Origin of the sequence: Halococcus sp. AFM35 (assembly GCF_051195015.1) — an archaeon.
GTDB lineage: Archaea > Halobacteriota > Halobacteria > Halobacteriales > Halococcaceae > Halococcus.
Map to the genome: position 1 here is coordinate 51,578 of NZ_JBNTJU010000005.1, position 22,767 is coordinate 74,344.

The window sequence follows — 22,767 nt, forward strand, 5'->3', positions numbered from 1 at the left end:
TCATCGAGTCTCGTCGGGCGCTCCTAACCGCTCCTGATTGACTTCGTATATCGTCACGTTGTCCTCCCGGAACGCGACCGACACCCCTCGAAGTTCGGCAAACGGCACGATGTCGCCGTAGCGCTCACGCTCGGTCGGTCCCACGTAGATATATTCGACGTCGTACTTTTCGAGCAGTTCGGCGCGGCGCTCGGCCGTGCCGAGATAGATGGTGTTCACCTCGTACACCCGGTTGAGATACGTCTGGCGACCGCGATACTGCGCCTCGTGAGAGACGCCGGCCACCGTGGGCACACCCGTGAGACTGGCCGCCGGGCTTGCGCTCCAGCGATAGACGTATCGACCGGGCGCGGAGACGATGGTCGGTCGGCCCGAGCGGTTGTCGAGCCAGCGGATGGCCGCGACCTGTCCCGGAACGTTCTCCTCGGCGGCGGCCAGCCCGTCGAGCGTCGGCTCCTCGACGTTGGGGTTGGCGAAGTGGCGCTGGACGGCGACGCCACCGAAAACGGCCGTCGAGAGCACGAGCAGCGTCGTGAGAACGCTGGCGACCTGTTGGCGGCGCGTCCACACCCACGAACCGCGACCGCGGACGAGTCTCGGGAGGACGACGCCCGCGGCGCTCGCCCACAGAATCCACGTCGGCATGTAGGTCTTCACCACCGTGTTGAACCGTCCCTCACCGCCCTCGGCGAGATAGACGAGTTCGGGCAGCACGAGCAGTCCGAAGCCCGCGACGACGAGGACGCCCGCAAAGCCCGCGCGGTCGGTCGTGAGGAAGTACCACCCGGCCGCGAGCGGAATCACGAACAGCGCGAGCGGCGCGAGCGTGGCGGGGACGAACGCGACGACCGCGACGAACCAGAGCGCGCCGGCGGCGGCGACCGCCGACGACCAGCGTCGGCGGGTGCGGGCGAGCAGAAGGGCGAAAAAGACGGCGAGGAAGGCCCCGTGGACGAGCAGCAACGAGCCGACCGAACTGCGCGCGGCGGCCTCAAGAACGACCAGCGGCGTGGACGGCCCTGCCTGCACCGGGCCGAGGAAGAAGGGAAGCGCGACGATAGCGGCGAGCACGCCCACGATGCCCGCGAGACCGGCCGCACCGGCCGTTCGCGCGAGCGCACCCCGTGGCGTGTCGGTCGCGGGCCGGCCCACGATTCGCTCGATGCGGGCGGCGAGGCGAGCGGGGACGAGCGAGCGCAGACTGGGAGAGGCGAACGTCAGCGTCAGCCACGTCACACCGAGGACGACGGCCAGACTCCACGTGTTGACGAGCGCCATGAATCCCGCGACGACGGGGATGGTCCCGAAGACGAGCGCGCGTCGGCGACGGGTGGCTTCGGCCGGCGTGCGGTAGTAGGCGTAGCACAACCCGACCGCACAGAGCAGAAAGGGAGTGCTCGTGAAATACGGCCGGATGTCGCCGCGAATCGCTCCGAATAGCGGAAAGGGATTGTACGTCTCCGGGATGATGCGGCCGGCGACCTTGTACTGGTAGTTCTCCGGAATCGGTCTGAGCACCTGATAGGCCGGCAGTTGGGAGTGCGCCGCCGCGAACGCGCGGGCGGCCGTCCCGCGTATCGCCGCCGGCAGCCGCCTGATGAGCAGGCGAATCGCCGTCGAGGGGTTGCTCGCGAAGACGGTGAAAAAGACCGCCGTGATGCCCGCAATCGGGCGTGTATAGCCTCGCCGGTCGCGCGGGGGTCGCCGGCCGACAGCGATTGCGCCAGCGAGTTCGTACGCGCCGGCGGCGAGAGTCCCATAGAGGCCGGCCATCGCGAGATTGAACGCCGTCCACGGAACGGTGTCGGTGAGGCGGGCCAACAGCGCGACGACGAAGTGGCCGCCGTAGTAGTAGATGACCGATTCGCCGGCGAACCAGAAGTCCTCCGGCGGGAGGCGCGCCGCGCGATACAGCGACGCCACCAGCCCGAAATCGAGGAACTTCTCGCCGCCCGGCGTGATGCCCGGCTCGACCGACCGCAGCGCGATGACGAACAGATAGACGAGCGTGAACACCGCCACGGCTTCGAGGGTTGCCTGACGGTCGATGTCACTCCCAGAGCGGACCGCGAGCACCGCACAGACCGCGAGCGCCGCCAGTCCGGCGAACAGGGCGACCCAGCCGAGCGCGAGGAAGCCGACCCAGAAGGCCACGAGGGTCATGACTGTCAGCGAGAGCGCGAACGAAAAGCCCGCACCCCGGCCCGGTAGCGACGCAAACAGCCGCGCGGCGACCGGCAGGCCGAACAGCGCGAGACCGACGTACGTCAGCCACCACAGCACGACGAGACCGTACTCCATCCGTTGATTTCTGTGGGTAGACTCGTTATACGCCTTTGGATGTTCGTCCGTGCGCCGCCGCCACCGGCGCGGCCACCGCACCGCTTTTCCGGGCGCTCGTGGATGTCCGGACATGGAACTGGGCGTCCCGCTCGTCCCTACACGGGTGCGCTACGCGCTCGCGGCGCTGGTCGCCAGCGTCGTGCTCGTCGCGTCGGTCGTCGAGACGGGCGGCGGGGCGGATACTCTCGGCCCGTTCGGATTCGTCGGAGCGGACAAGTGGAGCCACGCGCTCGCCTACGCGGCGCTGACGGCGGCGCTCGCGTACGCCTCAATCGAGGGCGGTCGTGGCCGGCTGGCGTTTCCCGTGCTTGCGGCCATCGCCTTCGGCATCGCCATCGAACTCCTCCAGTGGCCGATTCCGTATCGAACGGCGAGCGTCGCCGACGCGCTCGCGGATGCGGTTGGAGCCGGGCTGCTCGCGCTCGGCTGGCGCTGGCTCACCCGGTTCGTCCGGTTCGGACCAGCCAGCGAGCCGACCCGCTGAGCGCGAGTCAGGGAACGTGCCCGCTCGCCAGTCGGACGAACCCAAGCGCGAACTCCGCCGTTCCGTACTCCACGGTACGGCTTTCGAGCGGGCGACGGGCGGCGGCAACGCGCCTATCGAGCGACTCCCACGGCGGGTCGGCGTACCGCAACTGCGTCGTCGGCGGTGCGCTCGCGGCGACGAACAGACGAAAGGCGGCGTCGAGCGGTTTCGCGTTCGGGCGGGTGCTGCGGGTAGCGTCGAGCAGCGCAACGCGCCCGCCCGAGCGAACGAGCGCGAGCCAGTCCTCGACGACGATTTCGGGGGTCTCGAACATGCCGACGACGAAACTGGCGAAAAGTGCATCGACGCGCTCGATTGGCGGTGCGGTGGCGTCGCCACGGACGAGGTGGACGTTTTCCCAGCCCTCGGCCGCGACGTGCCGGCGAGCACGGTCGAGCATCCCGCGCGTGACATCGACGCCGACCACCGATCCCCCGGCACCGACCGCCTCGCGCAGATAGGAAAGGTTCGCGCCCGTGCCACACCCCATCTCGACCACCGTGTCGCCGGGCGAGAGTTCCAAACCATCCACAGCGCGTTCGCGCCACGACCCGATGCCCGGAAGGGTGGCGATGGCGTCGTAGAAACGCGCCCAGCGGCCGTAGAAGGTTTGTGCCTCGCTCGTGCCGCCGCCGTTGCCGGCGCGTCCGTCACTCATATATCGAGGTCGCGCACGCGGGCGGCGGCGTCGGCGGCGCTCGGCGCGAGCAGATAGACGATGGCCTCGACGCCGAACCCGCCGGTGTGATAGAGTGCATCCGCATCGGCGGTATCGACGGCGGCGATGGCCTCCTCGGGGTCGCGTTCGCCGTCGAACTCCACGGTCGAGAGACCGAGCGATTCGAGGCGTTCGACGAGTCCGGCGTCGTAGGCGAGGTTGAGCGCGGCGCGGGCGTCGTTGCCGCCCTCGCGCGCGGCGAGCAGGACGCCGGCGACGTGGCCCGACACCCCGAATTCGGGGTCCCCCGGCACCGTCGTGCGCCCCTTCACATCGAAGATGCGACCGGGAACGCCCGCCACGTCGTCGATATCGGCGGCGTCGGGGACGCACTCGACGAGGTTCGAGCCGACGTTCGGGATCAGCCCGGCGAAGCCGCTCGTGGCTTCGAGCGTGCCGATACCCCGGCGCACGGACGAGCGGGCGCGCTCGGCCGCCCGGAGGCTGCTGTCGGGGTCGTGGACGTCGAAACCATCGTACTCGGTGAGTCCGGGCATCGCCGTGGCGTGCAGCTCAGAGAGCAGGTCGTCGCGTTCGAGTTGGCGAATCAGTATCTCGCACTCGACGAGCGCGCCCACGCCGGTGAGTTCGCCGTTTGCGAGTCCCTCTGCGAGGTCTTCGGCGAGACCGGCGACGCGCTCGTCGTCGAGCACTCTGTCGTTGCGTGCGACCTCGCCGTGGGCGTATTTCGAGACCGCCGACTGGCTGATACCGAGGATGTCCGCCACCTCGCTCTGGGTGAGGTCGCGCTCGCGCAGGCGTTCGGCCAGCAGCGAGCGAAAGGTGGGCAGGAACTCGTCGACGACGATCTCCTCGATGAACTTCATCGCTCGCTCCCGTCTCCTGATTGCTGGTCGGGTCGCTGCTCCCCGCCGAACTCGTCGTCGCTGCCGATCTTCGAGGCCTGCGGGCCGCGCTGGTCCTGATATTTCGAGCCGCGCTCGTCGCCGTATGGCATCTCGGCGGCGTTTTTGAGTTCGGTGAAGATGACCTGTGAGATCCTCATTCCCGGTGTGAGCGCGACGGGCGCAGTACCCAGATTCGAGAGTTCGAGCGTGACCTGTCCCCGATAGCCGGGGTCGACGATGCCCGCCGTGGCGTGGATGACGACCGCGAGCCGCCCGAGCGACGACCGGCCCTCGACGCGCGCGATGAGGTCGTCGGGCACGCCAACGTGCTCGACGGTCGTCCCGAGGACGAAATCGCCGGGGTGAAGAATGAACTCCTCGCCCTCTTCTACTACTGTCTCGGTGACGTACTCGTCGACTTCGTTCTCGGAATCGGGATGGATACAGGGGATGTTCGTCCGCTGAAACTCCAGAAACTCGCGGCCCAGTCTGAGGTCGACGCTCGCGGGCTGAATCTGGAGGGCGGGGTCGGCGAGTGGCTCGATGGTGAGGTCACCTGTATCGAGCCGCCGCCGGATGTCTCCATCGGCGAGTATCATACCCGTTCGTGCCGACGATACGCCTAAAATCCCCCGTTTTGGTGACCGCTCGGCGCTCAGCGACCGCCAGCGGGCGCTTGCTCGTCACGTCTGGTGTCGCCACGGCGGTAGCGCTCCAGCCGACGATAGCCGGTGATCTCGCCGTTGCCGTCGAGGTCGAGTGCGTAGCGTCCGAGGATGTCCTGGGTGTCTGGCACCGAGTTCCGCTCGATGATTTCCACGAGTGCGCGCCACTCACCGTCCTCTCGCTCGATTTCGACGATGCCATCGAGCGGGCGGCCGATGAGGTCGCTGGCGTTCTCACGCACACGATCACGCACCTCGACGATACCGACCGTGTCGCCGCCGTCCGCCTCGTCGCCCTCGCCCGAGACGGTAGCGAGACGCTCGTCGATGGCCTCTTTCGCGCCCGACCGGTCCTCGCCGTCGGCTTCGGTCTCGCGCAGCTCTTCGAGCGCCTCGGGGTCGTCTATTCCGTCGAGTTCGTCACGCAGTTCGTCTATCGTGCGCTCGCTTGGGTCGAGGTCAACCATGATGTCTTACTGTGCCGGTGGCGCAAATAAACTACCGCCCGGTGCTTCGTCCTACTGTTCGGCGTCCTCTTCGATGCGGACCTCCGGCTCGTCGGGTTCGGGCTGGGTCATCGGCGAGGTGCCGAGGTCGAGGTCCTTCAGCTCCTCCAGATCGCCCGACTCGCTCGCCATCTCCAACTTCGATATCTCCTTGCCGTAGTGGAGGAACGTATCGACGGACGCGGCGACGATACGCGCCTCCACAGTCAGAATCTCGATGCCGACGACCGACACCCGTGCCCAGATGTCGATGACGATTCCCTTGTCGAGGATGCGGTCGAGCACTTCGGCGAGACTGTCGCTTGAGGGTCGAGCACTCATCGTACTCCCCCAACTCCGGCTACTATAATATCCTTTGGGCCAGCAGGAGCAGGCAACCGGACGGCGGGTCGTGGAGATTGCACGTGCCGGCGACACGCCTATTAGCGCGACCGCCGAACCGGGGCCATGACGCGCGGTACGGACCCACTCCCATCATGAGCGACCATCTCTACGCCTACGGCGTCGTCGCCGAGGCCGAGTTCGAACTCGACGTCGAGGGCGTCGCCGGTGCCGAGCGAGCCTACACCGTGAGCCACGGGCCGCTCGCGGCCGTCGTGACCGACATCGACACGATGGACCCCGAACTCACCGACGAGAACGCCCGCGCACACGACGACGTGCTGCAAACTGTGCTGCTCGACGGGGGCGGTCGCACCGTGGTGCCGATGCAGTTCGGCTCGGTGTTCAAGAACGCTCGCGCGCTCAAGAACGTCCTCCGCGGCGGGCGGCGCGCGTTCACGAAGTCGTTGCGCGAGGTCGACGGTCTCGCCGAGTTCGGCGTCAAACTCGTCGCCGAGGAGGACGCCACGGTCGATGCGGAGGAAATCCGCACGGCAGCGGGCGAGCGCCTCGCCGCGGCGAGCGTCGGCGAGGAGGCAAACGACCGCTTCAGCGACCGGCTCGTGATGAACCGGTCGTATCTGGTCGAGCGTGACGAGCGGGCGAGCTTCGACGAGGCAGTCGATGCCATCACCGACGATTACGGCGATGTCCTCACGGTCCAGTACACCGGACCGTGGCCGCCCTACAACTTCGTGGACATCGAAATCGGAACTCAAGGATAATGCTCCTCGTCGACGACCTCCTCTTGCGACCGATAATCATGGTTGGCAACGTCATCCACTCGATGGCCATCGAAGAGATGTACGACGTGGAGGCGATCCAAGACGATATCAAGGAAAACCGGTTGCTATACGAGATCGGCGACCGTTCCGAGGGCGAATACGAGCGCCGGCGTGAGGAGTTGCGAACGCAGCTGGAGGTGGCGCGCGAGGCGCGCGAGACGCTCACGAACAAAGTGGAGGTCAAAGGACAATGACAGATAACAGCGACAACGACGGAAAATCGGGATTCGTTCGCACGGTGCTCTCGGACCTGTTCGAGACCATCACCGAGATGGACGAGCGCGACCAGCGCCGTCGGACCGGCACTGGCAGCGCGCGCAGCGGCACCTCGCGCGTCGATTACGGACTGAGTATCGGTATCGGCCCGCAGGCCGACGTCGAGCGGGAAACGTCGCCGGCGGCCGACACCGACCACGCCGCGAGCGTCTCCCCCACCGAAGATGGCTGTGTTGTCACCATCGACCTGCCCGATGTCGACCCGCGAGAACTTGCGGCGGGCGTCGATGGGCGAACCCTTCTCATCGCCGACGACGAGGGGGTCATCGAGCGCGTCTCGCTGCCTCACGAGGGCCTCGCGGTCGACGACGCGTCGTTCAACAACGGAATCCTCGACGTACGTCTGCACGGGAGGACGCGATGAGCGACGATAGCGAGCGGATGGCCGAGACCGCCGCGAAGCTCGACTCGGCGCTCGAAGATACCGAGGAGTCAGCCGACAGCACCGGCAACGGCACCGATGCAGACGACGAGCTGGCGGCGCTGCTCGGTCGCGTCGAGACCGACGTCGAGTCGTTGCTCGGCGTGCTGAGCGGCGATGAGAGCTTCGAGGAGGCCAAAGACGACATCGAGGACCTCGTCGACGTCATCGAGGAGACCGACGAACTGCTCGAAACGGTCGCGGTCTCGGAGCTGCCCGACGCGGTCGAACTGCGCGAACTGCCGAGCGTCATCGAGGGCGAGAACGTGCCCGAAGCGATTGCGAACGCCGAGCCGGAGCGGGCGATAGACCTCACCCGGCTGGCGTCGCTCGTCGAATTCAGCGAACTCTGGGACGCCGTCGACGTGCGCGCGTTCATGCAGAACAAAGAGGAACTCGAAGCGGCGGCCGACGATGTCACCGACGAGGATGGCGACGGCGAGGGGTCGGGGCTGCTCGAATCGTCCGCCCCCGACGACTCGGCGGCCGACGGCGAAACCCTCGGCGAGTCGCTGCTCGAACAGGACGAGGCCAAACAGGCCGCCATCCAGTCACAGCTCAGCGATGCGGTCGAGGAGTTCCGTGAGAGCGCCCTCGACGCACGCGACCAGTTGCAAGAGGCGCGCGACACGGCCCAAGAGGAGGTCGAGGCAAAGACCGGCGGCGGGACGGGCCAGCCCACCTCGCGGAACCCGACGGCCTACTCGACGATGGTCGGCGGCTGGAACTCGGCTGGGTGGTCGTCGTCGAACTTCTCGACGGTGCCCCAATCGACCCAGCATTCGAGCGCGCCGGGCCACTTCCGCATCTACGGGCGGCGCTTCGACGAACGGGAGGGCGACGATGAGTAGCGGTGGCCCGACCAGACAGTCCGACAGCCTCGCCGACGTGGTCGAGATGCTGCTCGACAAGGGCGTCGTCATCAACGCCGACATCGTGGTCTCGATTGGCGACACCGAACTCCTCGGTGTGCAGCTCCGGGCGGCCATCGCCTCCTTCGAGACCGCCGCCGAATACGGACTCGAATTTCCCGATGGCACCGATATGCGCCGCGTCGAGGAGGCCTCCGGGCGCTCGGCACTCCCCGACGAGGAGGACACCGTCCAGTCGGCTATCGTCGAGGCTGGCGAGGCGGTCGGCGAATCCGACGACGAGGACGATTCCGAACCGGGAATCCGCGCCCGTCCGACAGGCGTCGGTGGTGACGAAGCCGACGACGAGCGACCGTCGGAGGGGAGCGATGACGACGATTGACGTCGACGGCGACGAGGCGCGCGACGGGCTGATGACGCTGGTCGTCACGGTCGTGGAGCTACTGGTCGATGCGATGGAACGGGAGGCCATCAGGCGGATGGAGTCGGGCGAACTCACCGACGAGGAAATCGAGCGCCTCGGCTCGCAGTTGGCCGCGCTCGAAGAGGAAATCGAGGGCATCAAGGAGGATGAGGGCATCGAGGAACCGGTCGGCGACCTGCGGGGCGAACTCGACGGATTGGTGCGCGACCTCGTCGAGCGCGCCGACGAACCCCAGCATGACCAGGGAGTGATCGACTAATGGCTGAAACCGACTTCGAGGAGGGGCGATATCTCTACTGTGCGGTCGCCGTTGGCGATGAATCCGATTTCGAGGCAACGGGCGTCGACGACGAACCCGTCAGGCTGCTCGCGGTCGGAGACATCGCCGTCGTGGTGCACGATTGCGGGTCGCTGTACGACACCGCCGACATGGACGAACTCCGGAAGTGGGTGCTCCAGCACCAGGGCGTCGTCGACGCGGCAGGCGAGCGCTTCGGCACGCCGATTCCCTTCCAGTTCGACACCGTTCTCACGGGTGCCGACGACCGCGTGCGCGAGTGGGTCGACGAGGAGTGCGAAACGCTCGCCGAGTACCTCGATACCCTCGCTGGCCACTGGGAGTATCGCGTCGAACTCCGACGCGACGGGGACGCACTGGACGAGGACCTCGAATCGAGCGACGACCGGCTCGCCGAACTCGACGCCGACATCGAGGAGGCTGGGTCGGGCACGGCGTTCATGCTCGAAAAACAGTACGACCAGCGACTCCGCGAACTGCGCCGCGAGCGCCACAACGAGCGCGCGGCGGCGCTTGGCGACCGACTCGACGAGTTCGCACGCGAGGTGAACGAACTCGGCGAACGCACGACGCTCGACGACGAGTCCGAGGCCGATGACGGCATGGAAACGCAGGCGAGGTTCACGGTGCTCGCGGCCGAAGACCGCGAGGACGAGATGGGAGCTATGCTCGACGAGGTGGCCGCCGAATCGGGTGTCGAGGTGCGGTTCACGGGCCCGTGGCCGCCGTACTCGTTCGTCCCCGAAATCGGGGGTGGGGATGGAGCCGAAGCGGGCGGATGAGGACGTCATCGTCGACCTCATCGACGTCATCCTGCGCGATGGGGCGGTCATCGAGGCCGACGCCATCATCTCGGTCGCCGACATCCCCTTGGTGGGGCTGAAACTCCGGGCGGCGCTGGCCGGCATGGCGACGATGACCGAGTACGGCATCTTCGAGGAGTGGGACCGGGTACAGCGCCAGCGTGCGCTCGACGGCGACTCGAACGCCGAGAACTGAGGGCCGTGTCTCGATAACTCGTCCGAACGGTTTTCGGCTCGATACCGCCGTGCGCTTGCCGGCCGTATCTATAAGTACCGAAGCCCGCAACAGGCAACGGATGAGCACCTCGGAATCGGACACGACCGGGAACGGAACGGACGACCAGTCCGGCAGCGATTCGTCGGAGTTCGTCGAGAGCCTCCAGAGCGGGGTCAGCGATGGACTGCTCGACAGCCTCGGCGGTGGCGACGGCGGCTTCGAGGCCGTCGGGCGCGAACTCGGCGAACAGGTCGGTCGGCTGCTCGGCGAGCTTCTCGGGCAGAAACTCGACGAGCAGGTCCAGCGAATGACCGAAAGCGGCAGCGATGGCGACGATGCATCCGAAGAGACGGCGAGCGACGATGCAAACGGCGAGACGCCGGACGTCGACGAGATGTCGGACGAGGAACTCCAATCGACGGCCGAGGAAATCAGCGACGAACTCGAAGAGCGGAGCGACCAGTAGGTTCCGCTGGAACCGCGCCGCCAGCGTCGCTCATTGACTCCAGCCGTCCACAGCGACGGCCTCGTGGCCATCACGGTCGGGATGTGCAAGGTGTAGCTATTTAACCGAGGGGTGAGCAGAGTGCCATCCATGAATTCCGACAGGGGAGACGACGGAACGCTCTCCGAGAAGCCACAGACGCGCGCGATACTCGCGGATGGTGGCGAAAGCGAGGAGGGCGACGACGAAAGCGGGGAAGCACCGGACTCGGAGCAAGACGAGTCGTCGGAGGAGCCGAACGACCGGGACGAAAGCGAGGAGTCCGAAGAGGAGGACGAATCCGATGAGGAAATGGAGAGCGGGGAGAACGGCACACACGAGTTGGCGATAACCGTCGAGAACGAGGACGGGAGCTACGTCCAGAGCGCCACCGTGACGGCTGAGGACATGGAGGGCGGTCGGCTCGAAGGGCCAGAGGAGCAGGAAACGGGGAGCGACGGCGAGGTCACGTTCCGCCTCGAAGACGGCGATTACATCGTCGAAGCCGACGCCGACGGCGACCGCGCCGAAGAGCAGGTCGCTGTCGATGGTGCGGACGAAGAACGCACACTCACCCTCGTCACCGACGAGGCGGTCGACGAACCCGAGGAGTACGAACTGACGGTCGCCGTCGAGAGCAGCGATGGCGACCCGCTCCCACAGGCGGACCTCACAGTAGAAAGCAACGACATGGGTATCGTCGAGGGGTTGCTCGATGACCCCGAGCGGCAGGGGACCGATTCGAGCGGCGAAGCCACCTTCGCGTTGGAAGACGCCACCTACACCGTCGAAGCCGAAATCGAGGGCGAGCAGCTCGAACGAACGGTCGACATCGACGGCGCGGACGAGGACGTCACGTTGACCGTCGATGTCGAAGACAGCGAGGAAGACGCCGACGAGGAGGAAGGACGCCGCGGGCCGAAGGAGGCCGAGGGCGAGGTCTCGGATGACGAATCCGCGAGCCACGGGACCGACCGCGGGACCACAGTCCTCTATCTCGACCTCGAAGGGCTGTTTTTGGACCTGCTCGGCTTGGAGGTCGACCTACACGAGGTCGTGCTGGATATTCGAGCGATTCCCGGCGGTGGCAAACTGCTCGGCAATCTCCTGTCCGCGGTCGCGGGCCTGCTCAGCGGCGGCCCGCTGTCGGCGATACTCAATCGGTTGCTCAACTCCGTCTCGAAGCTACTGGGTTGGCTGACGTCGCCGCTCAGTTCGCTACGGAGTCTGGCGAGTCGCGCGTGGGACGTCATCACGAAACCGCTCGACTGGCTGCGAAACGCCGCGGGCAACCTCGGAAACACGCTTGGCGCACCGATTGACTGGCTGGGTGGCGCGGCACGCCGCGTCTGGAACGTGGTGACGTCACCGCTCAGTGCACTGAGGCGTCTCGCAAGCGGTATCTGGAGCGTACTGACCTCCCCGATACACGCGTTACGGAGCGCCGCAGGCCGCGTCTGGGAAATACTGACGGCACCAGTGAGATGGCTTCGCGACAGGGAAGGCACCGAAGAAGATGACGGGTCCGACGAGGAGGGAGAATCCGGGGAAGGCCAGTCGACCGGTGTCGGAAACCGGATTTCGAGCGCGATGCCGGATGCGGACCGACTCACGCAGGCGACCACGAGCGTACTGGACGAACTGTCGGGCGGACCGGACGCCGAAGAGGTGGCCGAGGGAGAGGAAGCGGACGAGTCGTCGCCGAGCACGGCGGGTCAGCAGCTCGGTGAGATTCTGGGTCGGCGGCTCGGCGAGATGATTACCGGGGCGCTCGGCAACGATTCCGACGGCGACGAACCGTCGGGGAGCTAACACCGTGAGCGAACGCACGAGACCCGCGACACGGACGGCGAGGGAGAGCAGTCACAGCAAACCCGACACTCGGCGAACACAGCAATCATGAGTGAGGAATCCACGTCCGGAGGCATCGATACGACGGAGCTACTCGAAGAGGTCGACGTCGAGGAACTGCTCCAGCAGGTCGACCTGCGGGACCTGCTCAGGCGGGTACAGCTCGAATCGGTGCTCGGCGCGTTCGGCGCGGCCGCCGGGCGCGAGATGGGTGCGGTGCTCGGTCGCAAACTCGCCACGGGACTCGACACGACGGCGGAGTCGTCCAACGAAGCCACCGGCGAGGAAGACGACGAATCGACGGACGAGGACGCTGAACCGGACGGAACGCCGGAGAGTCGCGAGGAGCTGGAGGAACTCTCGTATCGAGAGTTGCAGTCGCTGGCTGCGGAGACGGACGTGAAGGGAAACATCTCTCAAGAGCGAATGGTCGAACAGCTCGCCGAGGAGTTCGGGTTGGAAAGCGAGTAGGCCAACCCGTGACTCGCGGGCCAGCGGAGTAGCCAACCATTTATCCACGCCAGACCGCACTCGGGCATGAAACAGGCCATCGTCGCGCGCACCGACATCGGGATGGGGCGGGGCAAACTCGCCGCACAGGTCGCCCACGCCTCGCTGTCGGCCTACGAGGACACCGGTTCGCGCACGCGAACCGAGTGGAAGGGGTCGGGCCAGAAGAAAGTCGTCCTCAAAGGCGACGCCGAGAGCACGCTCTTTTCGCTCGCCGACCGCGCCGAGCGCGAAGGTCTCCCCCATGCCATCGTCCGTGATGCGGGTCACACACAGCTCGACCCCGGCACGGTGACGGCGCTCGCGGTCGGTCCCGGTCCCGACGAGAGCATCGACCGCGTCACCGGCGACCTCCCACTATTCTAGACCACTTTTTTACTCGTCGGGTGGCCTCCCTGTGGTCGGCCACCACTCTCTGCTCGCGGGCCGTGCGAGGCGGCAACCGCCTCGAACTCGCGGCGCGACGCGCCGCGCGTGGCCCGCTCGCATGGTACGAGGGACCTCCGGTCCCTCGCTACTCGCAAAACCTGGACTAAAAAGAGCCGCTCACTCACTTCATTCGCTCGCGGTACGATAACTCGCCCCTCCGCTGGCTGCCCCGCACCACCCACATACCTCCCCAGCCGATTCACTCACTCCCTCTGGTCGTTCGCTCATCCCTCGCGCGCTCTCCGGCCTGCGGCCGGATTCACCGCGCGCCACCGCCTCCGGTTCGGGTTCCGTCCAGAATTTCCACCGAAACACGATTTTCGGGCGACCACAACGCACTTACTGACACCCGTCGGAACGCCGGTCATGAGGAGGATTCGCCGATGCGGGTAGTCATCGTCGGCGCGGGCGACGTCGGCACGTACATCGCCGAGGACCTCGCCGAGAGCCACGACATCGCGGTCGTGGACACGGACGGCGAGCGAATCGCCGAACTCGAATCCAGACTGGGGGTGACCGCCATCGAGGGCGATGGGCGCTCGCTCGACACGCTGGAGGCGGCGGGCATCCACGAGGCCGGGGTCGTCATCGCCAGCACGGACGACGACGCGGTCAACGTCATGGTCTGTGGCGCGGTCAGAAACAGTACCGATGCCTACACCATCGCGCGGGCGAAGTCGGCCGACCTCTACGAGACGTGGCAGACCTTCGACGACGCGCTCGGCATCGACCTCATGCTCTCGGTCGATAGGCTGACCGCCGCGGCGCTCGTTCGGACCGTCGCGCTGCCCGGCGCGCTCGCGGTCAGCACGTTCGCCGACGGCGGGGTCGAGATGGCGGAGTTCGAACTCGGTAGCGACGCCGACCTCGTCGGCGAGAGCGTTGCCGCGGCCGACGAGTTCCCGTCGCTGACGTTCGCTGGCGTGATACGAAACGGCGAGGTACACGTTCCGAGCGGCGAGACGGTCTTCGAAGCCGAGGACAGAGTGGTCGTCATCGGCAGTCCGTCCAGCGTCAGGCGCTTTGCCCGACGGCTCGCGCCCGGGTCCACACTCGACCCGGACGACGACGTGGTGGTCGTCGGCGGCGGCACGGTCGGCACGCACATCGCCGCCATCCTCGAAGAGCGTGGTTACGCACCCAGACTCGTCGAACACGACCCCGAGCGCGCCGACGCGCTCGACGAGGAACTGGAGAGCACGACCGTCATCGAGGGCGACGTGACCACTGCTGGCTTTCTCACCGAGACGGATATCGACGAGGCAGACTTGCTGGTCGGCACACTCGACGACGAGACGAACTACGTGCTGGCGCTGCTCGCGAAGGACATCGGTGTCGCACACACCGCCGCCATCGTGGACGAATCGGCGTACGTCGACCTGTTCGAGGCTGCCGGCGTCGACGTGACCGTCGAGCCACGGGCGGTCGTCGCCGACGAGACGACGCGCGCGACGCAGGACTACGCCGACGAGGCCGCGACGCTCGAACGCGACAGCGCCGAAGTGCTCGAAATCACCGTACAGAGCGAGAGCGTCCTCGCCGGCGAGGCCCTGGTTGACGTGGCACACGACCTGCCGGAGGGGTTCGTCGTCGGCGCAATCGTCCGCGATGGCTCGCTGACGACGCCGCGCGGCGGGACCGTCGTCCAAGTCGGCGACCACGTCGTGGCGTTCGTCGATACGGACGTGTTGGACGAGGTCGCGGCGGCGCTGTGAGCAGTCCCGAAAGCGAGCGCTTGACGGACGAGGGTCACTAATGCGTGAGGCGCAGCCGAACGAACGGGCGGTCGGCATCGATTACTACATCAGCGACAGCGACGGAACCGGTGGACGACTCCGTTCTCGGCCGGCTGACTTCCGGGTGCGCGAACTCGAAACGGGAGGATTCGAACCGCTGTCGGCCGACACGGATGCCTACCCCCACCTCGTCTTCCGGGTAACGCTCGAAAACTGGGACACCAACGACTTCGTGAGTGCGCTGTCGGACAGGCTGGGAATGAGCCGCGAACGTATCGACTGGGCGGGAACGAAGGACAAGCGCGCCGTCAGTACCCAACTGTTCTCGGTACGCGCCGAGAGCGATGTCCTCGACGACACCGACCTGCGGAACGCGACACTCGAACCCGTCGGACGCGCCGGCCGCGGGCTGGGTTTCGGCGACCTCGGGGGCAACGCCTTCGAAATCGTCGTCCGCGAGGCCGACACCGGACCAGTCGAGCGGATAACGGAATCGCTCCGGACGTTCGGTGGCAGTGGGGACGGGGACGCGAGCGACGGCGGCGAAGTGGGCGTGCCGAACTACTTCGGCCAGCAGCGTTTCGGTTCCTATCGTCCGGTGACTCACGAGGTCGGCCTCGAAATCGTCCGCGGTGACTGGCGGGCGGCCGTACTGGCGTACGTCGGATGCCCACACGAATCCGAACCCGACGCCACCCGCGAGGCGCGCGCGTTCGTCGATAGCGAGGCTGCGGCGGCGGGCACGGCGGACTGGGCGGCGGCGCTCGAACGCTACCCGCGGCAGTTGGGCTTCGAGCGCTCGATGCTCCACCGACTGGTCGAAAACGGCGGCGAGCGTTCGGCGGACTTCCGCGCGGCGCTTGAAACCGTGCCATCGAATCTCCAGCGACTGTTCATCAACGCCGCCCAGTCATATCTGTTCAATCGCATGCTGTCGGCGCGCCTCGACCGGAGACTGCCGTTCGACCGGGCAGTCGCGGGCGATGTGGTCTGTTTCGCCGACAGCGAGGCCCCGAATGGATTCGCTTTGCCCGACCCCGACAGGAGCCAGCGCGTCACCGGGGGCCGGGTGGCAACGGTGAATCGCCACACCCAACGGAGACGAGCGTTCGTCACCGCGCCGCTGGTGGGCGCTGAAACCGAATTGGGGACGGGCGAACCGGGCGACATCGAGCGCGCGATACTGGCCGAGGAAGACATCGAACCATCGGATTTCGACCTGCCCGGTGCGTTCCACTCGACGGGCACTCGGCGGGCGATACTGCTCCGCACTGATCTCTCAATCGAGTATAACCCGCTCACGTTCGCCTTCCGGCTGCCGAAAGGCTCGTATGCGACCGTGCTGCTCCGAGAATACCTGAAGCGCGAGCCGACCGCGATGCGCTGATGGCGCGTTCGGTCGTCCGTCGATGGAGTCGTGACAGCGGGGAATCGACCGGCTTATCCCGCCGGCGCGTTCGAATCTCGGCATGGAGTGTCGGCGGTGTGGGTCGCGCCTCGACCGGGCCGGCGATTTCTGTCTCGTCTGTCGCAGCCCGAACGTCGACACCGTGGTCTGCGAGGTGGACCGCGAGCGCGCGAGCGTCACAGGACTGTTCGACGGCGAGCGCGTCGGCACGTGGACGGTGACCACAGTCCCCGAGGAGGGCGAAAACGAACAGCGCGAGCGTCGGAACTTCGCTGGGCGCATCGCCGACGAGGTCCGTCGCAAACGACCGGAGGAGGTGTACGCGACCGGCGAGCGGAGCGTGCTCGGGACGCTTCGCACACAGCTCCATTACGACCTCCGGCGGGTGGCGAATCCGGGCGAAAACGCCGTCGAGACGGTGCTCGAACGGAGCGAGGAGTCGCCGCTCGCGGTCGTCGAGACGCCACCACGCGAGAAACTCGGCGGAAGCCACTCGACGCTCGTGGGCGGGCGCACAGGGAAAGCGGTCGTGGCGATTGCAACCGACCACCCCCACGTGAAGAAGGTGATTCCGGGACCCATCGAGTCCGGCGGGCGCGGTTCCAGAACCGGTGTCCGGGCGAAGGCGACCCGCGCCGATGGACGGGGGAACGTCAGACTGCTGGTGCGCGATGGGTCGAGCGTTCAGGAGGTGCGGGTCGTGACGACCGCCGCCGACCGCCCGCAGGGCGAGCGCGTCCGCGAGGACCTGAACCGTGCGCTCGCCGAGGACGGCTTCCGAGAGTAACACGAAGGGTTTTACTCGCCCGCTTGCATAGCGGGCCTACTATGGCTAACCAAGAGGTCGGCAGCGCCGGGCGCTTCGGCGCACGCTACGGTCGCGTCGCGCGCCGACGCGTCGCCGAGATCGAAGACGACATGCACGACGACCACGCCTGCCCCGAGTGCGACGAGCCGGCCGTCGACCGGACGGACACGGGCATCTGGGAGTGTGGGAACTGTGGGTACGCCTTCGCCGGCGGTGCCTACCGGCCCGACACGCCCGGCGGGCGCACCGTCGAGCGCTCGATTCGGGCGGCGCTCGCGGAGGACGGCGACGAACAGTGAGCTACAAGTGCTCGCGGTGTAAGCGCGACGTCGAACTCGACGAGTATGGTGGCGTGCGCTGTCCGTACTGTGGCCACCGCGTGCTGCTCAAAGAGCGCAGCCGCGACGTCAAGGAAATAACCGTCGAGTAGTGCGCCACGAGAGTTCGTTTTCGTTGGAGTACGACACCGAAAGCGCCGCAGCTGCCGTCGAGCGGAGCCTCCGGCCGGAGGTCGGCGATATCGAGGGCGACCGCACCGTGGCGGCGCTGTCCCGCACGGGGGGCGTGGTCGAACTCGATATCGAGGCGACCGACCTCGTTGCGCTCCGGGCGGGCCAGAACACGTGGCTCTCGCTGGCCGGCGTGGCCGAGCGGTCGCTGACCGCCGAAACGGACGCAGCCGACGAGTAACGGCCCGTATTCGCGGGTGGAAAGCTACGCTGGCGACCAGCCGATTCGTGTGTTCTGCATGCTGGTTGGTCCCGTTCGCCCGATCTTCCCGAGGGGCAGGTCCGAAAAGCGCCCACTCCATGCTCTCGGTGGAGAGTGCTGGCCATCCGGCGCTTGCAGATGAAGGCTGAAGGTCGAAAGCCGTCCGCCCGGTAGTGACACGCGATGGCACGAGAGTTCACCGACGAGGACAGGGGCAAGCCGGTCCACAACCCGTACGGGACCCATATCGGGAAGATTTCCGACGTTCGGGATGGACGGGGGCAGGTCGAGATCGAGGACACATCGAGTCTGACGGAGAAACTCAAATCCGCACTCGGGTGGGACGATTCGGACGACACCTACGAACTGCGAAGCGAGGACGTCGACAGCGTGACCGACGACGAGGTCAGGCTCCGGGAGAGATAGATCACCGGCGGCGAGACCGTGTCGACGGGCCGTCTCCGTGCGGTTCGGCAAGTGCTGTCGGGCGGGCGTCCGCCGGCTGTGACCGAAAGCATGGACTTTTCCCTCCGGCCATCCAGAGAGCGGATATGCAGGGAAACCTTCCGCCGGAAGCCCAAGAGAAAATCGAGGAGCTACAGGACCTTCAGGACAGCGCCCAGCAGGTCGCTGCCCAGAAACAGCAGGCCGAAAGCCAGCTCACCGACTCACAGACCGCCCTCGACGAACTCGACGAACTCGACGAGGGGACGACGATGTACCGCGAGGTCGGCGAACTCCTCATCGAGACGAACTACGAGGAGGCCGAGGAGGACTTGGAGGAGAAGGTCTCCAGCCTCGAAGTGCGCGTCGAGACGCTCGAAAAGCAGGAAAACCGTGTGCAAGAGCAGTTCGAGGAGCTACAGAGCGAACTCCAGGAGATGCTGAGCGGCGGCGGTCCCGGTGGCGCTGGCGGGCCGGGCGGCATGGGTCCGGGTGGCCCGAGCGCCGGCGGGTAGATGCCGACCGACGAGGAAGTGGTCGAAACGGCAAGCGAAGCAGCCGAAGGTCTCGTTTTCTCGCGGTACAAGCAATCAGCCGTCGAGGACCTCGACGTCACGGTGAGTTTCGAAGAGGGCGTGCTCGACCTCGACGTGTATCTGAACGCGCCGGACGACCCCGACCCGGAAATCGTTGCCGACGAAGCCGTGCTGGCGGCCGAATCGGCCGTCGACGAACTGTTTGCCGACGAATAGCGGCTGCGGTGGCGGCGGTGGTGCGGCGGTGCAGTCGGTTCCTGGTGGATGGAGGGCGAAGCCGCGAGTGGAACGAGCGGCTGAGGGTTCGGCGGTGCTGTGCGGTTGCGGTGCGTTGGTGACCGGTGTCCGCGCGAGTGGAACGAGCGCGGTTCACTGCTCGCGCGGTTTGCGAGCAGGAGTTTTTAGTCCAGGTTTTTGGAAGGGGTTCAAGCGCGAGCGAAGCGAGCGCGAGGACCCCTTGTAAAAAAGTGGGTTTAGAAGAACTTGAACAGGTCGTCGCGGTTTTGCTCGTGGAGGTGGGTGCGAACGGCGTCGGTCAGCGGGCCGATTGAGCCGCGCTTTGCGCTCACCGGGGCGATGGTGTCCTGCCATTGCTGCCACGGTGAGGGCAGGCCGAGGCGTTCGCAGAGCGCGTCGAGCCGTTCGTCCCGGTCGTCGACTTTGTCCATCTTGTTGACCGCGACCACAGTGGGGATGTCGACGTCGGCGAGGAAGCCGAACAGTTCGACGTCGTGGGGGATTTCGCCGCGCTCCGTGTGGCGGTCGATGATGTCGACCGCGCTGTTGGCGTCGACGACGAGCACGCCGACGAGGATTTTTGCGTTGTTCGTTTCGATGTATCGAATGACATCGGTCTTGATCTGCTCGCGGCGCTCCTCCTCGACGCCGGACATGAAGCCGAATCCCGGCAGGTCGGTGAGGACGAAGTCCTCGGCCACCCAGTCGTAGTGGCCCGGCGAGCGCGTCACGCCCGGCTTCTTGCCCGTTTGAAAGTCGTGGCCCGTGAGTTCTTTGAGGAGCGTCGACTTTCCGACGTTCGAGCGGCCACAGAAGACGACTTCCGCGTCTCGGTCGGGGCGTCCTTCGAACATGATTGACGTATCGGGCGCGCGGGTTTATGCTCGCCGTCCGGGAGCCGACCACGGGGTATTTGACCGCCGCCCGAGACCCTCGGATGTGCGACTCGTTCAGGTGACCATCCCGGCGGGCAAGCGCGAGACGGTGCTCTCGGAACTCGACGAGGAGGGTATCGACTACGTGCTGACCGAGGAGACGAGCGGCCGGGAGTTCACGGGCGTCGTCTCCTTTCCGCTGCCGACGAGCGCCGTCGAGCCGGTGCTCGACCGGCTTCGGGAAACCGGCATCGACGAGGACGCTTATACGGTCGTCGTCGACGCCGAAACCGTCGTCTCGCGGCGCTTCGAGCAGCTCGAAGACCGCTACGAGGCGGACGAGGAGACCGACAAGCGCATCGCCCGTGAGGAGATTCACGCCCGCGCCGCCGAACTCGCGCCGGATTTCTGGCCGTATCTCGTCATGACGGTCGTGAGCGCGGTCGTCGCCACTGCCGGCCTGCTGTTGGACGATGCGGCCGTCGTCGTGGGGTCGATGGTCATCGCGCCGCTCATCGGGCCGGCGATGGCCACCTCCGTGGGAACGGTCGTCGACGACCAGTCGATGTTCCGCCGCGGGATGAAGCTACAGGCGCTCGGTCTCGCGGTCGCGGTCGTCGCCGCGACGCTGTTCGCTGCCCTCATGCGGGCGACGAACACGGTACCGCCGGGCACCGACGTATTCATGATAGAACAGATCAACATCCGCCTCGCACCCGACTTCCTTGCCTTGGTCGTCGCGCTCGGAGCTGGTGTCGCCGGCGGGGTAAGCCTCGCAACGGGCGTCTCGGCGGCGCTCGTGGGCGTGATGATCGCCGCCGCGCTCGTCCCGCCGCTGGGCGTCATCGGCATCGCCATCGCGTGGGGACGGCCGGCCGCGGTGCTCAGCGCCTCGGTGCTCGTCTTGGTGAACACGCTCTCCATCAATCTCACGGCGCTGATCGTCCTCTGGTATATGGGCTATCGGCCCGACCACTGGTTTCGCGAGGACGACGCCCGGCTGGCGACCGAAAAGCGCGTCGTCGCGCTCGTCGCGGCCATCCTCGTGCTGTCGGCGTTTCTCGGCGTCGTCACCTACGACTCCTACCGGACGGCGTCGTTCGAACAGGAGGTTCGCAGCGACGTCGAGAAATTGCTCGACCAACCCAGATACGACCAACTCACGCTGCTCGACGTGCGTTTTCGCTACGACGACCCCGTGCCGCCGCGCCAGCCGACCCGGGTCACTGTCGTCGCCGGACGACCGGCCGACGGCACCACCACGAGCCTCGCGCCGCCGCTCGAACGCCGTGTCAACGAGGCGCTTGCCGACCTCCCGCTTCCGGACCCCCTCGACGCGCCGAACGACGTTCCGGTGCGTGTGCGCTACGTCGAAATGGAGACCGCGTAGCCGCGGAGGTCAGTCGTCCGCCGCGGCTCGACCGCGGTTCGCCTCGCCCGATTGCGCCGTGGCCGTCCGGTCCCTGGTCGGTTCGTTTTCGGTTCGTTCCTCGTCCTCGCTCGGCGGTGTCGTGTACAGCAGTCCGCGGGCCGTGCTCTGTGCCATACCGGCCCACTCTCGGGGATGGATATAAATCCCTTCCTAAGACAGGCAATGGTGTATAACCACATATATCCCGGGCGGGGACAACGGTTAGGGTCCGGCGGTCGAGGGGTGGGTATGGCGCGCAGTCAGGACCCGATTCAATCGCGCGAGGACGGGTCCCGCGACCGCTACGACGTCACGACGTGGGAAGTGCGCACGCCGCTCGACCGGGTGGCGGCCTGGCTGTACTGGGTTTTGAGGACGACCGTGCGGTGGCTGGTGGTTCTCGTCGCGGTCGTGATTCTCGCGGCAATCGTCTCGACCAGCAATCTGCCGCGCGTCCTCGACCCGGTGGTGAGCGCGTTCACGGTGCTGTCGCTCCTGCCGGCGCTGGCGCTCGTCGCCTACGTCTGGTGGACCGACACCGCCACCGCCGAACCGTTCTCGCTGCTCGCGGTGACGTTCGCCCTCGGCGTTCTCTTCGCGGGCTTTGCCGCGATCATCAACGGCGTCGGGAGTTTCCTGCAAGTCATCCCGATTGTCGGTCAGGTCTGGTTTTTCTACCTCGTCGTCGGCCCGGTCGAGGAGACGGTGAAATGGCTCGCAGTCAGGATGTACGCCTACCGAAGCCCGCGATTCGACGCGGTCATCGACGGCGCTGTCTACGGCGCGGTCGCGGGGCTTGGCTTCGCCACCATCGAGAACGCCCTCTACATCACTGATGCGGTAAGCAATCCCGTCATCGGTAACGTGTTGGGTGCCGGCGGCGGCATCACGCCCGCGCGGGCCATCGCCGGTCCCGGCCACGTCATCTATTCGGCGTTTGCGGGCTACTATCTGGGCTTGGCGAAGTTCAACCGCGACCGTGCCGGCCCAATCGCCGTCAAAGGATTGCTCATCGCGGTGCTCATCCACGCGACCTACAACACGCTCACGTTCGTGCCGGCGACTGTGGCCCTCGTGCTCGGCGTCCCGAACTACCTCACCCTCCTTGGATTCGTCGTGCTCTACGACGGCTTCTTCGGGTATTTCCTCTATCGAAAGCTCGCACGCTACCGAGCACACTACCGCGCCACCCGCAACGACGGGGCGCTGTCGCCCGTCGAGCGCACCGAATTCGAGGAGTGAGT

The 22,767-nt window shown here is 66.6% G+C and carries 32 protein-coding genes; 24 read left to right on the top strand and 8 right to left on the bottom strand.

The window, feature by feature from the left end:
• Positions 1-2,301 carry a DUF2298 domain-containing protein gene (locus tag ACQUQO_RS05405; protein WP_435076941.1) on the bottom strand — a complete coding sequence of 767 codons (2,301 nt, stop codon included), beginning with the start codon at positions 2,299-2,301 and terminating at the stop codon, positions 1-3.
• A gap of 112 nt (positions 2,302-2,413) precedes the next feature.
• Here ACQUQO_RS05405 and ACQUQO_RS05410 point away from each other — a divergent pair, with 112 nt between their 5' ends.
• Positions 2,414-2,827 carry a VanZ family protein gene (locus ACQUQO_RS05410; RefSeq protein ID WP_435076942.1) on the top strand — a complete coding sequence of 138 codons (414 nt, stop codon included), beginning with the start codon at positions 2,414-2,416 and terminating at the stop codon, positions 2,825-2,827.
• Between the two features lie 7 nt (positions 2,828-2,834).
• Here ACQUQO_RS05410 and ACQUQO_RS05415 read toward each other — a convergent pair whose 3' ends face one another.
• The 5 genes from ACQUQO_RS05415 to gvpA are packed head-to-tail and all read right to left on the bottom strand — an operon-like array spanning position 2,835 to position 5,927.
• Complete coding sequence (locus ACQUQO_RS05415) at positions 2,835-3,527, bottom strand: class I SAM-dependent methyltransferase (protein ID WP_435076943.1); 693 nt, start codon at positions 3,525-3,527, stop codon at positions 2,835-2,837.
• The gene (locus ACQUQO_RS05420; protein WP_435076944.1) at positions 3,524-4,414 is read right to left on the bottom strand and encodes a thiamine-phosphate synthase family protein; all 891 of its coding nucleotides are present in this window, start codon (positions 4,412-4,414) and stop codon (positions 3,524-3,526) included. The genes ACQUQO_RS05415 and ACQUQO_RS05420 overlap by 4 nt, the downstream gene beginning before the upstream one ends.
• The gene (dcd, locus tag ACQUQO_RS05425; protein WP_435076945.1) at positions 4,411-5,034 is read right to left on the bottom strand and encodes a dCTP deaminase; all 624 of its coding nucleotides are present in this window, start codon (positions 5,032-5,034) and stop codon (positions 4,411-4,413) included. Before dcd ends, ACQUQO_RS05420 begins: the two co-directional genes overlap by 4 nt.
• Before the next feature lie 56 nt (positions 5,035-5,090).
• A complete protein-coding gene (locus ACQUQO_RS05430) occupies positions 5,091-5,567 on the bottom strand; it encodes a gas vesicle protein (protein WP_435076946.1) in 477 nt (158 codons plus the stop codon).
• A 51-nt stretch (positions 5,568-5,618) separates the two neighbouring features.
• Positions 5,619-5,927: a gas vesicle protein GvpA gene (gvpA, locus tag ACQUQO_RS05435; RefSeq protein WP_435076947.1), complete on the bottom strand. Its 309-nt coding sequence runs from the start codon at positions 5,925-5,927 to the stop codon at positions 5,619-5,621.
• A gap of 155 nt (positions 5,928-6,082) precedes the next feature.
• On the opposite strand from gvpA, the gene ACQUQO_RS05440 reads away from it, so the two are divergent.
• From ACQUQO_RS05440 to ACQUQO_RS05540, 21 genes are all read left to right on the top strand, one after another.
• Positions 6,083-6,712 carry a GvpL/GvpF family gas vesicle protein gene (locus ACQUQO_RS05440; RefSeq protein ID WP_435076948.1) on the top strand — a complete coding sequence of 210 codons (630 nt, stop codon included), beginning with the start codon at positions 6,083-6,085 and terminating at the stop codon, positions 6,710-6,712.
• On the top strand, positions 6,712-6,966 hold the full coding sequence (gvpG, locus tag ACQUQO_RS05445) for a gas vesicle protein GvpG (protein ID WP_435076949.1): 255 nt from the start codon (positions 6,712-6,714) through the stop codon (positions 6,964-6,966). Before ACQUQO_RS05440 ends, gvpG begins: the two co-directional genes overlap by 1 nt.
• Complete coding sequence (gene gvpH, locus ACQUQO_RS05450; RefSeq protein WP_435076950.1) at positions 6,963-7,412, top strand: gas vesicle protein GvpH; 450 nt, start codon at positions 6,963-6,965, stop codon at positions 7,410-7,412. The genes gvpG and gvpH overlap by 4 nt, the downstream gene beginning before the upstream one ends.
• Positions 7,409-8,320 carry a hypothetical protein gene (locus ACQUQO_RS05455; RefSeq protein WP_435076951.1) on the top strand — a complete coding sequence of 304 codons (912 nt, stop codon included), beginning with the start codon at positions 7,409-7,411 and terminating at the stop codon, positions 8,318-8,320. Before gvpH ends, ACQUQO_RS05455 begins: the two co-directional genes overlap by 4 nt.
• A complete protein-coding gene (gvpJ, locus tag ACQUQO_RS05460; RefSeq protein ID WP_435076952.1) occupies positions 8,313-8,723 on the top strand; it encodes a gas vesicle protein GvpJ in 411 nt (136 codons plus the stop codon). The genes ACQUQO_RS05455 and gvpJ overlap by 8 nt, the downstream gene beginning before the upstream one ends.
• Complete coding sequence (gene gvpK, locus ACQUQO_RS05465) at positions 8,710-9,024, top strand: gas vesicle protein GvpK (RefSeq protein WP_435076953.1); 315 nt, start codon at positions 8,710-8,712, stop codon at positions 9,022-9,024. Before gvpJ ends, gvpK begins: the two co-directional genes overlap by 14 nt.
• Complete coding sequence (gvpL, locus tag ACQUQO_RS05470) at positions 9,024-9,845, top strand: gas vesicle protein GvpL (RefSeq protein ID WP_435076954.1); 822 nt, start codon at positions 9,024-9,026, stop codon at positions 9,843-9,845. Before gvpK ends, gvpL begins: the two co-directional genes overlap by 1 nt.
• Positions 9,823-10,062, top strand: a complete 240-nt coding sequence (gene gvpM, locus ACQUQO_RS05475; protein WP_435076955.1) for a gas vesicle protein GvpM — start codon at positions 9,823-9,825, stop codon at positions 10,060-10,062. The genes gvpL and gvpM overlap by 23 nt, the downstream gene beginning before the upstream one ends.
• 100 nt (positions 10,063-10,162) lie before the next feature.
• Positions 10,163-10,549, top strand: a complete 387-nt coding sequence (locus ACQUQO_RS05480; RefSeq protein WP_435076956.1) for a hypothetical protein — start codon at positions 10,163-10,165, stop codon at positions 10,547-10,549.
• A 129-nt stretch (positions 10,550-10,678) separates the two neighbouring features.
• Positions 10,679-12,379, top strand: a complete 1,701-nt coding sequence (locus ACQUQO_RS05485) for a hypothetical protein (RefSeq protein WP_435076957.1) — start codon at positions 10,679-10,681, stop codon at positions 12,377-12,379.
• Between the two features lie 87 nt (positions 12,380-12,466).
• On the top strand, positions 12,467-12,889 hold the full coding sequence (locus ACQUQO_RS05490; RefSeq protein WP_435076958.1) for a hypothetical protein: 423 nt from the start codon (positions 12,467-12,469) through the stop codon (positions 12,887-12,889).
• 66 nt (positions 12,890-12,955) lie between these two features.
• A complete protein-coding gene (gene pth2 / locus ACQUQO_RS05495; protein WP_435076959.1) occupies positions 12,956-13,294 on the top strand; it encodes a peptidyl-tRNA hydrolase Pth2 in 339 nt (112 codons plus the stop codon).
• 446 nt (positions 13,295-13,740) lie between these two features.
• The gene (gene trkA / locus ACQUQO_RS05500) at positions 13,741-15,072 is read left to right on the top strand and encodes a Trk system potassium transporter TrkA (RefSeq protein WP_435076960.1); all 1,332 of its coding nucleotides are present in this window, start codon (positions 13,741-13,743) and stop codon (positions 15,070-15,072) included.
• 40 nt (positions 15,073-15,112) lie between these two features.
• Positions 15,113-16,480, top strand: a complete 1,368-nt coding sequence (truD, locus tag ACQUQO_RS05505; protein WP_435076961.1) for a tRNA pseudouridine(13) synthase TruD — start codon at positions 15,113-15,115, stop codon at positions 16,478-16,480.
• 82 nt (positions 16,481-16,562) lie between these two features.
• A complete protein-coding gene (locus tag ACQUQO_RS05510; protein ID WP_435076962.1) occupies positions 16,563-17,288 on the top strand; it encodes a DUF2103 domain-containing protein in 726 nt (241 codons plus the stop codon).
• A 41-nt stretch (positions 17,289-17,329) separates the two neighbouring features.
• Positions 17,330-17,608: a 50S ribosomal protein L37ae gene (locus tag ACQUQO_RS05515; RefSeq protein ID WP_435076963.1), complete on the top strand. Its 279-nt coding sequence runs from the start codon at positions 17,330-17,332 to the stop codon at positions 17,606-17,608.
• On the top strand, positions 17,605-17,739 hold the full coding sequence (locus ACQUQO_RS05520) for a DNA-directed RNA polymerase subunit P (RefSeq protein WP_435076964.1): 135 nt from the start codon (positions 17,605-17,607) through the stop codon (positions 17,737-17,739). Before ACQUQO_RS05515 ends, ACQUQO_RS05520 begins: the two co-directional genes overlap by 4 nt.
• Complete coding sequence (locus ACQUQO_RS05525) at positions 17,739-17,999, top strand: KEOPS complex subunit Pcc1 (RefSeq protein ID WP_435076965.1); 261 nt, start codon at positions 17,739-17,741, stop codon at positions 17,997-17,999. The genes ACQUQO_RS05520 and ACQUQO_RS05525 overlap by 1 nt, the downstream gene beginning before the upstream one ends.
• 204 nt (positions 18,000-18,203) lie before the next feature.
• Positions 18,204-18,446, top strand: coding sequence for a hypothetical protein (locus ACQUQO_RS05530; RefSeq protein WP_435076966.1), 243 nt, complete (start codon positions 18,204-18,206; stop codon positions 18,444-18,446).
• Between the two features lie 125 nt (positions 18,447-18,571).
• Entirely contained in the window at positions 18,572-18,979 is a 408-nt protein-coding gene (locus ACQUQO_RS05535; RefSeq protein WP_435076967.1) for a prefoldin subunit beta, read from the top strand.
• Complete coding sequence (locus tag ACQUQO_RS05540) at positions 18,980-19,216, top strand: DUF3194 domain-containing protein (protein ID WP_435076968.1); 237 nt, start codon at positions 18,980-18,982, stop codon at positions 19,214-19,216. It abuts the gene before it with no gap.
• A gap of 257 nt (positions 19,217-19,473) precedes the next feature.
• Here ACQUQO_RS05540 and engB read toward each other — a convergent pair whose 3' ends face one another.
• Complete coding sequence (engB, locus tag ACQUQO_RS05545) at positions 19,474-20,091, bottom strand: GTP-binding protein EngB (RefSeq protein ID WP_435076969.1); 618 nt, start codon at positions 20,089-20,091, stop codon at positions 19,474-19,476.
• 85 nt (positions 20,092-20,176) lie between these two features.
• Between engB and ACQUQO_RS05550 the strand changes: the two genes are divergently transcribed.
• Positions 20,177-21,502 (top strand): TIGR00341 family protein, encoded by a 1,326-nt coding sequence (locus ACQUQO_RS05550; protein WP_435076970.1) that lies wholly within the window; start codon positions 20,177-20,179, stop codon positions 21,500-21,502.
• Positions 21,503-21,511: 9 nt separating this feature from the next.
• On the opposite strand, the gene ACQUQO_RS05555 is transcribed toward ACQUQO_RS05550, so the two are convergent.
• Positions 21,512-21,658: a hypothetical protein gene (locus ACQUQO_RS05555; RefSeq protein WP_435076971.1), complete on the bottom strand. Its 147-nt coding sequence runs from the start codon at positions 21,656-21,658 to the stop codon at positions 21,512-21,514.
• A 114-nt stretch (positions 21,659-21,772) separates the two neighbouring features.
• Here ACQUQO_RS05555 and ACQUQO_RS05560 point away from each other — a divergent pair, with 114 nt between their 5' ends.
• The gene (locus ACQUQO_RS05560; protein WP_435076972.1) at positions 21,773-22,765 is read left to right on the top strand and encodes a PrsW family intramembrane metalloprotease; all 993 of its coding nucleotides are present in this window, start codon (positions 21,773-21,775) and stop codon (positions 22,763-22,765) included.
• Positions 22,766-22,767 lie beyond the last annotated feature (2 nt).